Here is a 10,637-nt window from a genome sequence, read left to right on the forward strand (position 1 = left end):
AGCACCTCGCCGGCATGAAGGATTCCAAGACCATCGTCGCCATCAACAAGGACGAGGACGCGCCGATCTTCCAGGTCGCCGACCTCGGCCTCGTCGGCGACCTGTTCAAGATCGTGCCGGAGCTCACCGGGAAGCTTTGACTTTCCGCCCTATTCCGCGGCGAGCGCCTGCTCGACGGTCGGATAATCGATGTAGCCTTCGCTTCCCTGGGTGTACCAGGTCGCGGCGTCGTCCGGCGTGAGCGGGGCGGCGGCGCGGAGGCGGTCTACCAGATTCGGGTTGGAGATGAACGGGCGGCCGAAGCTCACTGCGTCGGCCGCGCCGGAGGCGATCGCCGCCTGCGTCGATTCCAGGCCATAATCTTGGTTCAGCACGAGCGGGCCGCGGAACACGGACCGGATTTGCGGCGATACCTTGGGTTGATCGCTTCGGCCGAACGTGCCGTCAGGGCCCTGCTCTCTGAGCTCGAGGAAGGCGATCCCGATACGGTCGAGTGCCGCCGCGGCCGGCACGAAAACGGAAGCGGGGTCCGGATCGGAGACGCCTTGGCTCTCTCCGTTGGGGGACAGGCGAACGGCGACGCGCTCCGGCCCGGCGACGCTTACAACCCGCTCCGCGACCTCGACCAGGAAGCGGATCCGATTCTCGGGCGGGCCGCCATAATCGTCGTCGCGGAAATTGGCGCTGTCCCGCAGGAACTGGTCGATCAGATAGCCGTTCGCGCCGTGAATCTGCACGCCATCGAACCCGGCGGTCAGCGCGTTGCGGGTCGCCGCCTCATAATCGTCTAGGATGCGGGCGATGTCGTCGTGCGAGGCCGCGCGCGCCGCCTCATAGGACTTCTTGCCTTCATAGGTGTGGGCCATGGCCGGCGCGGTAGTGGCCGACGAGGAAACCGGCGCCGCTCCGCCGAGGAAATCGGGATGGACGAGCCGCCCCATATGCCAGAGCTGGGCGACGATCCGCCCGCCCGAGCGGTGCACCGCTTCGGTCACCGGCTTCCATCCCTCGACCTGCGTCTCGTTCCACAAGCCCGGCGCGTAGGGCCAGCCCAGACCCTCCCGGCTGATGCCGGTCGCTTCGCTGATGATCAGGCCGGCGCCGGCGCGTTGCTCATAATATTCGGCCATGATCGGGGTGGGCACGGCCTCCCGGGTTGCGCGGGCGCGGGTGAGCGGAGCCATCACCGCTCGGTTGGGGGCAACGATCGCGCCGAGGCGGATCGGATCGAAAAGATTTGGCATCAACGGTCTCCCTGACCGCGGCAGCCATGCCGCGTCATTCGAAGCTAGGGCCCAGACGGAATAGTTCAATATTCCCGAACTATCAAAATGTGGGTTGTCGTTGTAAATGGGGCTTATGACGCGTTACTCCCACCCTCGGTTGAATGACGTCTCGCTGGAGGCGGCGCTGCATGCGCTCGCCGACCCGTGCCGCTTCGCCATCGTAAGGCGCCTGGCGGGTCAGGCCGGCGAGCTGTCCTGCCAGTCGGCGGCCCAGGCCGGAGCGGTGCCCAAGAGCACACTCAGCAACCACTTCAAGATCCTGCGCGGCGCCGGTCTGATCCGCACTCGCCCCGCCGGGCGCGAATATCTGAGCTCGCTCCGCCGGGAGGAGTTCGACGCCCGCTTCCCCGGGCTGCTCGATACGGTGCTCCGCCAGCCCCAGGGCTGAGGTCAGAAGCCGCTGAGGAAGGCCGCGACGTTGGCGCCGAGATCGTCGACGGCATAGCCGCCTTCCATGACGACCAGCGTCGGCAGTCCCGCGTCGGCGATTTTCCGGCCGATCACCGGATAATCCTCCGTCTCCAGCCTGAAGAAGGAAATCGGGTCGCTGCTGAACGTGTCGGCGCCGAAGGACAGGATCAGCAGTTCCGGCGCGAAGATGCGGACGCGGTCTATCGCCTCGTCGAGCGCCGCGATGAACTGAGCGAGGGCGGTGCCGCGAGGGAGCGGGATGTTGTGGTTGGCGCCTTCGCCCGCCCCTTCGCCGGCTTCGTCGGCATGGCCCCAGTAGAACGGATAGTCGGTCCGGGGATCGGCGTGGATCGAGATGAACAGGACGTCGCCGCGGTCGTAGAAGATGTCCTGCGTACCGTTGCCGTGGTGATAGTCGATGTCGAGGATCACGGCGCGGCCCGCACCGGCATCGATCGCGGCCTGGGCGGCGATGGCCGCGTTGTTGAGGTAACAATAACCGCCGAGATAGTCGGCGCCGGCATGATGGCCGGGCGGGCGGCAGAAGGCGAAGGCGGACCGCTCACCGGCCAGCACGATATCGAGGGCGGTGAGCGCGGTCTGCGCGGACCAATAGGCTCCGGCCCAGGTGCCTTCGGCGATCGGCGTGCCGGCGTCATAGCTGTATTGGCCGAGACGGGCATCGATCCGCTCCAGGTCGAGCGGCCGGCGGCGAACCACGGGCCAGGTGTAGCCGGCCGCGTCGCCGGGGCGCCCGGCGGCCTTCCAGTCCGCGTGGGCGCGCTTCACGAAATCGACATAATCCCGGCGGTGAACGCGAAGGATCGGCGCTTCGCCATGATCCCGTGCCGGCTCGGTCCCGCCGATGGCAGCGAGAATGGATTCGGCGCGGCCGGGATGTTCGGCGTGTGGGACGAACGCGCCATTGTGCAGCTCGACGACGGGTGCGTGCTCCATCTGGTGGGCATCCCATATCTTGCGCATGGGCGTTCTACCGCTTGAGGTCCGAGGGCAAGGTCGGCTCAGAGATGACCCGCTCCATCGCCGCCCAGCGCGCTTCGGGTGTGTCGCCGGCCGCCTCGACATAGGCTTCGACCATGTCCTCGCCGAGGCCGTAGTTGATCACGTAGCTGCGATATTCCTCGATGAAGTCGACGGACTGTTCGGCGCGCTTCTTCGAGACGAGCTGGTATTTCTGGGTCAGCTCCACCGCTCGGTCGCGGTCGATCCGGCCCTCCAGATAGTCGCGGGCGATGGTGAAGCGGGCGCCTTGCAGCGCCTCCATCGCTTCGAGAAGGGCGAGATATTCGTCCGCCTGGTCGGTCGGCAGGCCGGCGAGCGGATAGAGGACCCTCGTCTCGTAACGGAGCCGCTGCTCACCGGGGAAGGCGAGGTCGATGCCGTAATTGGCCGAGCCCTCGGCGATCAGCGACTGGGGGGAATAGAGCGGATAGACGCTGAATTCGATCCAGCCGCGCTGCTCGGTCAGGCGCTGCTCCAGCAGGCTATTGAGGACGTGGTGTCCCGGATAGCCTTCATGGCAGCCAAGATCGACGGCGCGGCTGATGCGGATCGGAAGATCGGTGTTGATCTGGATGAGGCTGGTGACGTCGCCCTGATAATAATTGTAGCCCGACCAGCTCTTGCCCGTCACGAACTCCATCGTGAACGTTTCGCCCGGCGGCAGGGCGATATGCGTGGCCGTGCGCCGCTTGCACTCGGCGATGGCGGCGTCGAAGACGGGCTTCAGCCGGTCCGTCGGGATGGTGAAGCGCTGCTGGAAGGCCTCCACCCGCTCGGAAAGCTGACCTCGACCCGGAACAAGCGCCTCGATCCGCGCCAGCACCGGATCGTAGGTCGAAAGCGGCCGCACCTCGGGCCGGACCCCGAACAGACCCTCGGCCTCGTCGGCGAAGCTCAATTTCTCGCCCTGCAGCATGCGCAGCCGCGTCGAGGCCGCTTTGAGCTGAGCCATCAGGAAGGCGCGGCGGCGCTGTTCGAGGGGCTCCAGCGTGACGGGATCGACGGCATTCACTCGGGCGGCGAGGGCGGTCGCTTCCCTGGCGAGGTCTTCCACCGAGCGCGGCGCCGCCTTGGCGGCATCCCGCCATTCCGGCGGCCCATAATAAGCATCGACATAGCCAGGCTCGCGCTCGCCTATCTCGAGCGTCATCTGCACATAATCGGCGGCGATCTCGTCGAGACTGTCATCGGCGATCCGGTCGGACACGCAGGCGGCGAGAAGCATCACGGCCGCCGTCAAATGAAGCCACTTCATGCCCTCTTCTCCTGCATCGATACGACGTCTCCGTCCTCGTCCATCTCGCGCTTCTTCTCCGCCTCGACCTCCTCATGCCGCAGGTGCTGCGGCGCCAGGCGGAGGAGGATGTAACCGGCCAGCGCGGAGGCGATCGATCCGAGCAGCACGCCGATCTTGGCCTCCTCGACCAGCTCGGGCCGCGCCGGGAAGGCAAGCGCGCCGATGAACAGGCTCATCGTGAAGCCGATGCCGCACAGGAGCGCGACGCCGTAAATCTGAAGCCAGGTCGCGCCCCGCAGGCGGCTGGCAAAGCCGAAGCGGACGCACAGCCAGACGGCGGCGAAAATGCCGAGCTGCTTGCCGAGGAAGAGGCCGGCGGCGATGCCGAGCGGCAGCGGCGCGATGACCTGGTCAAGGCCCATATTCTCCAGCGAAACGCCGGCATTGGCGAAGCCGAACAATGGCACGATGAAGAAGGCGACGAGCGGCGCGATGGCATGTTCGAGGCGGTGGAGCGGCGAATGCGCCGCATCGGGCGCGCCGGGCGTCTTGACGATCGGGATCATCGCGGCGGCGAGCACGCCCGCGATAGTCGCGTGAACGCCTGAGAGCAGGATCGCGTACCACAGCGCGGCCGCGAGCAGCAGGTAGACCCAAAGCGCCGTCACGCCGCTCTTGTTGAGGATATACATGGCAAGGAGGATCGCCGCCGCGACTCCGAGCGCCAGCGTGCTGATCGACGCCGTGTAGGCGAGGGCGATTATCGCCACGGCCCCCATGTCGTCGACAATCGCGACGGTGGTCAGGAACAGCTTCAAGGAGGTCGGTGCACGTTTCCCGAGCAACGCCAGCACCCCGATTGCGAAGGCGATATCGGTCGCCGCCGGAATCGCCCAACCCTTTTCCAGACCGTGCGACTCCGCCGTGAACAGGAGATAGAAGGCGGCGGGGACGATCATGCCCGAAGCCGCGGCGACGAACGGCAGGCGGCGCTGGCTCCAGCTGGCGAGCCGCCCGTCCATGAACTCGCGCTTTATTTCGAGCCCGACGAGCAGAAAGAAGATCGCCATCAGCCCGTCGTTGATCCAGAGGTGAAGGCTCATGGGCCCAAGCTTCGACGTCAGCGTCGGGCCGATCGGGTCGTGCAGGGCGTGATGGTAGAGATCGTAAAGCGGGCTGTTGGCGACCAGCATCGCCAGCGCGGCCGCGCCCATCAGCAGCATGCCACCCGCCGCTTCGCTGGCGAGGAACTGCCTTAGCGCCGATGGCGCGCCGGTCCGCTGGGTCATTGTTTCTCCTTCAAGCGTGAAACGGTCCTAGACGCCCGACGCCCGGCCGCAAAGCCGATCAGTGGCGGAAGTGGCGCATGCCGGTGAAGATCATGGCGAGGCCCGACTCGTCGGCGGCGGCGATCACCTCCTCGTCGCGGATCGACCCTCCGGGCTGGATGACCGCCGTCGCGCCCGCCTCCACCGCCGCCAGCAACCCGTCGGCGAAGGGGAAGAAGGCATCGGAGGCCACCGCCGAACCGATGGTGCGCGCTTCGGGCCAGCCCGCCTTCTCCGCCGCGTCCTTCGCCTTCCAGGCGGCGATGCGGGCGGATTCCAAGCGATTCATCTGCCCCGCGCCCACCCCGGCGGTGGTGCCGCCCTTGGCGTAGACGATGGCGTTCGACTTCACATGCTTGGCGACCGTCCAGGCGAACAGGCAGTCCGACAGTTCCTGCTCCGTCGGCGCGCGCTTGGTGACGACCTTCAGATCATCGCGGCCGATGCGACCATTGTCGCGCGACTGGACGAGATAGCCGCCGGCGATCGACTTCAAGGCGAAGCCGGGTCGCGCCGGGTCGGGAAGATCGCCGGTGAGGAGGAGTCGGAGGTTCTTCTTCTTCGCGAAGACAGCGCGCGCCTCCTCGTCGGCGTCGGGGGCGATGACGACCTCAGTGAAGATCTGGGTCATCGCCTCGGCGGTCTCGCGGGTGAGCGTCTCGTTCACGGCGATAATGCCGCCGAAGGCCGAGACCGTGTCGCAGGCGAAGGCCTCCTCATAGGCCCTGAGCAGGGTCGAGGCCGAGGCGACGCCGCAAGGGTTGGCGTGCTTGACGATCACGCAGGCGGGGCGTCCGGCGTCGCGGAACTCGGCGACCAGCTCCAGCGCGGCATCGGCGTCGTTGTAGTTATTGTAGCTGAGCGCCTTGCCCTGGACTTGGCTTGCCTGGGCGATGCCTTTGCTGTGCGGGCCGGCGGGGAGGTAGAGCGCCGCCTTCTGGTGCGGGTTCTCGCCGTAGCGCAGCTCCTCGCGCTTGTTCATGATGGCCGGCAACATGTCGGGGAAGAACTGTTGCTGATCGGCGAAGGAAAACCAGGACGAGATCATCGAATCGTAGGCGGCGGTGGCCGAGAAAGCCTTGGCCGCCAGGCGCTTGCGCAACTCGAGTGACGTCATGCCGCCATTCTCGTCGAGCGCATCGATCAGCTCGGCATAGTCCGCCGGATCGGTGACGATCGCGACATGGGCGTGGTTCTTGGCGGCCGAACGGACCATGGAGGGACCGCCGATATCGATATTCTCGATGATCTCGTCGCGACCAGCGCCTTTCGCCACCGTCTGGGCGAAGGGGTAGAGGTTGACGACGACGAGATCGATCGCGCCGATATCGTGCGCCCGCATCGCCGCGACATGCTCGGGATTGTCGCGGACGGCGAGGAGGCCGCCATGGACCTTGGGATGAAGCGTCTTCACGCGCCCGTCCATCATCTCGGGAAAGCCGGTGAGGTCGGAAATGTCGCGGACGTCGAACCCCGCGTCACGCAGTGCCTTCGCCGTTCCGCCCGTGGAGACGAGCTCGACGCCATGGCGGGCGAGCGCCTGGCCGAGTTCGACGAGGCCGCTCTTGTCGGAGACGGAGAGCAAGGCGCGGGTGATTTTGACGTCGGACATCGGTTTCCTGAAGGTGCTGAAGGTGGATTAGAGAATGAGGAATGCCGCCCGCCTTAGCGTCATGCTGAACTTGTTTCAGCATCCAATTGCGGGATCACGGCCGCAGTGGAGAAATGGATCCTGAAACAGATTCAGGATGACGATCCTAAGGGCCCGTCATTTCGCCCGCTTGAACATCCAGCTGATGGTCATGCCCTCGGGCGGGGTTTCGCCCGAGATGACGAGCTGCAGCGTGGCGTGCGGCCGCGCCTCGCCGTCGACCCAAAGGCTTTCCTCAGTCCCCAGCCGCCCGCCACGGCAGCGGAACTGCCAGGCGCTGCCGCCCCGGATGCGGAGGAGCGCGCCCTGGCCGTCCGCGGTGGTGGTGACTTCGACGGCCGGCGCGAGATGAAAGCGCACGGCGAACGGAATGGGATCGCGCCGCCGGCGGCGACCCTGGGCCAGCAGCCTGTCTTCGCCGGTCAGCTCGGCGCCGTCGGCGCTGAGGTTGAGCTGGCGTTGATGGACGAGGCCAAGGCGGCGGACATAGCCGTCATGGCTGGCTTCCACGGTCGCGTCGGCGGCGCTGTCGTTCCGGGACAGCTCCACCTGGCTGACGCCCTTGCCCAATGTGCCGTCTTCATGGATCGCCGTCGAGTTACGGTCGTCCAGGATCAGGGTCGAGTGGGCGGCGCTGGTCCTGAGGCCCTGCAGCAGATCGGGCGGGAGCGCGGCCCGGTCGCGCCCGACGCCGCCGCAATTGATGACGATCCGATCGGCTCCGTCGCTCAGCTCGAAGGCAAGGGTCGATGCGCAGCCGCCGGCCAGCGCCCGGCTGGCGGGTGGAGGCGCGGCGTCGAAAATAGCGACGCTCTTCTTCATCGCCATCCGCTGATACCCCCAACCCCGTGTCTGGCGGAGGGCGCGGCAGTCGGTCCCCGACCCCTCAACCGCGGCGAGGACGCGGCGTCTTGACGTCATATTGGCGCCCTGCCAGCTCGACAGCGCCTCGTCGCCCAGGGTGACCGAGAGCAGCGCCGAAACCGAGCCTTCCAGCGCGTCGACGACCTCCTCGGGCATCTCGCGCCGTCCGGCATAATAGACGGCGCGAAGCTGGCTCAGCAGTTCGACCAGCTCCAGCTGTTCGATCGGCGACCGGCTGACCAGGCCGCCGTCCTCGTGCAGCGCCTGGCCAAGCGCCCGCGTCAGGCCGCGCTCGCCCGAGCCGAGCCGGGTCGAGCCGCCCTGCACGACCAGCGCCGAGGCGATAACGCCGATCCAGGCGGCGATCCGGGGCAGCCCGGCCGGAGCCTTGTCCGCGCCTTTGTCGAGGTGACGGGCGCCGCGCGCGAGCGTGTTCAGGACGGCCGAGCGATAGACGAGGTCGTTGGTCGAAAGGATGTAGGGCGCATAAGCCGACCAGAAGAGGATGCGCCGCCCCCAAAGATCCGCCCGCCACGCGCGTTCGCAGACATTCTCGGCATAGCAATCGAGCCATTTTCGAACGAGCGCCTGGGCCAGCTTGGCGGCGTGTTCGCGGGTCGCGGCGGCGGCGAGATCGCGCAGCCAGGCGAAGCTTTCCAGATAGTCGGAAAGATCGGGCGCGAGCGAGCGGTCGGCGAAATCGATCTTCGCCACCGGCACGCTCTTGCCGCCATAGACGATATGGCCGGAGAGCATCGCCTCGCCCGCCGCCTTGTCGCCGGCGATCGGGTCCTTCGGCACGGCGAGCAGCTTCAGCGGAAAACGGCCGCGCAGGCGGAAGGCGTGGAAGGGCGTGCGCCAGGCAAGACGGTGGAGCCGGTAGGCGAGGCGCTCCGAGAGGGAAACGCCGCGATCGTCTCCCACCCGGATCAGCCGCTTGCCCTCACCGATCTCCCCTTCGCCGCCGGCCGGATCGATGCGTTCGAGCAGGCTCACGATCCGCGCAGCCCCTTTATGTTTTGGGCGTAGCGTTCCGGACCGCCCTTGAATGTGGCGGTGCCGGCCACGAGCGCGTCGGCGCCGGCCTCTATGACGCGGCGGCAATTATTCTGGTCGACGCCGCCATCTACTTCCAGATCAATGGACTTGCCCAATTTGTCGATCTGCTTGCGGATCGCCTCGACCTTGCGGAGCTGGCTGTCGATGAAGCTCTGGCCGCCGAAGCCGGGATTGACGCTCATCACCAGGACGAGATCGACCTCTTCCAGCACATAGTCTAGCATCTTGGCCGGGGTCGCGGGATTGAGCGACACGCCCGCTTTCTTGCCGAGCGCCTTGATGCGCTGGATCGTGCGGTGGAGGTGCGGGCCCGCCTCGGGATGGACGGTGATGATGTCGGCGCCGGCTTCAGCGAAGGCTTCGAGGAAATGATCGACCGGCGAGATCATCAGATGGACATCGAAGGGCTTCTTCGTGTGCGGACGGAGCGCCTTCACCACGCCGGGTCCTATCGTGATGTTGGGGACGAAATGGCCGTCCATCACGTCGACATGGATCCAGTCGGCGCCGGCCTCGTCAATGGCACGGACTTCCTCGCCCAGGCGCGCGAAATCGGCGGAGAGGATGGAGGGGGAGATGCGGACGGGCTGCTGCACGGCGGAATCTTAACCCTCGCGATTCGCGGGGGCAAGGAAGCGGGCGGACTTATCCCCCGTTATTTCGCCTCATGCGGGCGATGAAGAACCCATCGGCGCCGCCTTGGTCTTCGAAGGTACCCGGAAGGATGCGCAGGATACCGTCATTGGGCCGCATCGCCGACGGGAGTTCGTCCGGCGCAATGGGGTCGAGCGCATAGTCGGGGCGGGCGGCGAGGAAGGGCTGGACAACCTGCTCCCCCTCCTCCGGTTCAAGCGAGCAAACCGAATAAACGAGGGTGCCGCCGGGTTTCAGCCAGTCGGCGGCGCGGGCGAGCATCGCCTTCTGCCCTTCCGCCAGCTCGGCGATGGCGCGCGGGCGGACGCGGTGGAGGACGTCCGGATGACGGCGGTAGATGCCGGTGGCGGAGCAGGGCGCATCGAGCAGGATCGCGTCGACGGGCGCGGCCGGCTGCCATTTCATCACGTCGGCCATCTGGATTTCGGCCTCCAGGCGGGTCCGCGCCAGATTCTCGCAAAGTCGTGCGAGACGACTTTCCGAGGCGTCGACGGCGGTGACCACGAAGCCGGCGGCGGCGAGCTGCATCGTCTTCCCGCCGGGCGCGGCGCAAAGGTCGAGGGCGGTTCGGGCCTCGCCCTTGCCGAGCAGACGGGCGGGCATGGACGCCGAAATGTCCTGCACCCACCAATCGCCCTCGCCGAAGCCGCTCAGGCCGGCGACGGCGACGCCCCGCTCCACCCGGAGATGCCGGGGCATCAAACTGACGCCATCCAGGTCCTCGGGCGGCGCGTCGGAGGCGAAAACCAGATCGAGCGGCGGCGGGACGGCGAGGGCCCGGGCGGCGGCGCGAGCGACGGCGCTGCCCCAGGCTTGTTCCCACCTTTCCTCTACGAAGGGAGGCAGGGTCGGGATATCGGGCAAGGCCGCCTTGCCGCGCATGACCGCGCTGAACACGCCGTGGACAAGCTTGCGCGGACCGCCGTCGACCAGCGGAAGCACCGTCGAGATGGCGGCGTGGTGCGGCGTTCCCATCACCAGCGCCTGGACGAGAGCGATGCGCAGGGCGAAGCGCGCCTTGGCGTCGTCGGGCAGGCGCTTCCTGGTGGCGCCGTCGATCAGCGCGTCGAGATCGGCGAGGCGGCGCAGCGCCTCGGCGGCGATGGCGTGGGCGAAGGCGCGGT

General features: G+C 67.1%; 9 protein-coding genes and 1 pseudogene. 2 read left to right on the forward strand and 8 right to left on the reverse strand.

Features of this window, described 5'->3' with window-relative positions; genetic code table 11:
* Nucleotides 1–140, forward strand: a pseudogene (locus VIR62_RS15345) (electron transfer flavoprotein subunit alpha/FixB family protein); the annotation flags it as partial.
* Nucleotides 141–149: 9 nt separating this feature from the next.
* On the opposite strand, the gene VIR62_RS15350 reads toward VIR62_RS15345, so the two are convergent.
* Nucleotides 150–1,244, reverse strand: a complete 1,095-nt coding sequence (locus VIR62_RS15350) for an alkene reductase (RefSeq protein ID WP_431872694.1) — start codon at nt 1,242–1,244, stop codon at nt 150–152.
* A gap of 115 nt (nt 1,245–1,359) precedes the next feature.
* Between VIR62_RS15350 and VIR62_RS15355 the strand changes: the two genes are divergently transcribed.
* Nucleotides 1,360–1,674 (forward strand): ArsR/SmtB family transcription factor, encoded by a 315-nt coding sequence (locus tag VIR62_RS15355; RefSeq protein ID WP_431872696.1) that lies wholly within the window; start codon nt 1,360–1,362, stop codon nt 1,672–1,674.
* A gap of 2 nt (nt 1,675–1,676) precedes the next feature.
* Here VIR62_RS15355 and VIR62_RS15360 read toward each other — a convergent pair whose 3' ends face one another.
* The 7 genes from VIR62_RS15360 to VIR62_RS15390 form a co-directional block, all read right to left on the reverse strand.
* Nucleotides 1,677–2,681, reverse strand: coding sequence for a histone deacetylase family protein (locus VIR62_RS15360; protein ID WP_431872698.1), 1,005 nt, complete (start codon nt 2,679–2,681; stop codon nt 1,677–1,679).
* A 7-nt stretch (nt 2,682–2,688) separates the two neighbouring features.
* The gene (locus tag VIR62_RS15365; RefSeq protein WP_431872700.1) at nt 2,689–3,975 is read right to left on the reverse strand and encodes a hypothetical protein; all 1,287 of its coding nucleotides are present in this window, start codon (nt 3,973–3,975) and stop codon (nt 2,689–2,691) included.
* The gene (nhaA, locus tag VIR62_RS15370) at nt 3,972–5,246 is read right to left on the reverse strand and encodes a Na+/H+ antiporter NhaA (protein WP_431872702.1); all 1,275 of its coding nucleotides are present in this window, start codon (nt 5,244–5,246) and stop codon (nt 3,972–3,974) included. Before nhaA ends, VIR62_RS15365 begins: the two co-directional genes overlap by 4 nt.
* Nucleotides 5,247–5,304: 58 nt before the next feature.
* Nucleotides 5,305–6,897 (reverse strand): bifunctional phosphoribosylaminoimidazolecarboxamide formyltransferase/IMP cyclohydrolase, encoded by a 1,593-nt coding sequence (gene purH / locus VIR62_RS15375; RefSeq protein ID WP_431872704.1) that lies wholly within the window; start codon nt 6,895–6,897, stop codon nt 5,305–5,307.
* Between the two features lie 156 nt (nt 6,898–7,053).
* Nucleotides 7,054–8,796, reverse strand: coding sequence for a heparinase II/III family protein (locus tag VIR62_RS15380; RefSeq protein ID WP_431872706.1), 1,743 nt, complete (start codon nt 8,794–8,796; stop codon nt 7,054–7,056).
* Nucleotides 8,793–9,455, reverse strand: coding sequence for a ribulose-phosphate 3-epimerase (gene rpe, locus VIR62_RS15385; protein ID WP_431872708.1), 663 nt, complete (start codon nt 9,453–9,455; stop codon nt 8,793–8,795). The genes VIR62_RS15380 and rpe overlap by 4 nt, the downstream gene beginning before the upstream one ends.
* Before the next feature lie 49 nt (nt 9,456–9,504).
* Nucleotides 9,505–10,637, reverse strand: a 1,133-nt coding sequence (locus tag VIR62_RS15390) for an RsmB/NOP family class I SAM-dependent RNA methyltransferase (RefSeq protein ID WP_431872710.1), incomplete at its 5' end; no start/stop codon positions are given.

It is taken from the genome of Allosphingosinicella sp., from assembly GCF_036570505.1.
Lineage (GTDB): Bacteria > Pseudomonadota > Alphaproteobacteria > Sphingomonadales > Sphingomonadaceae > Allosphingosinicella.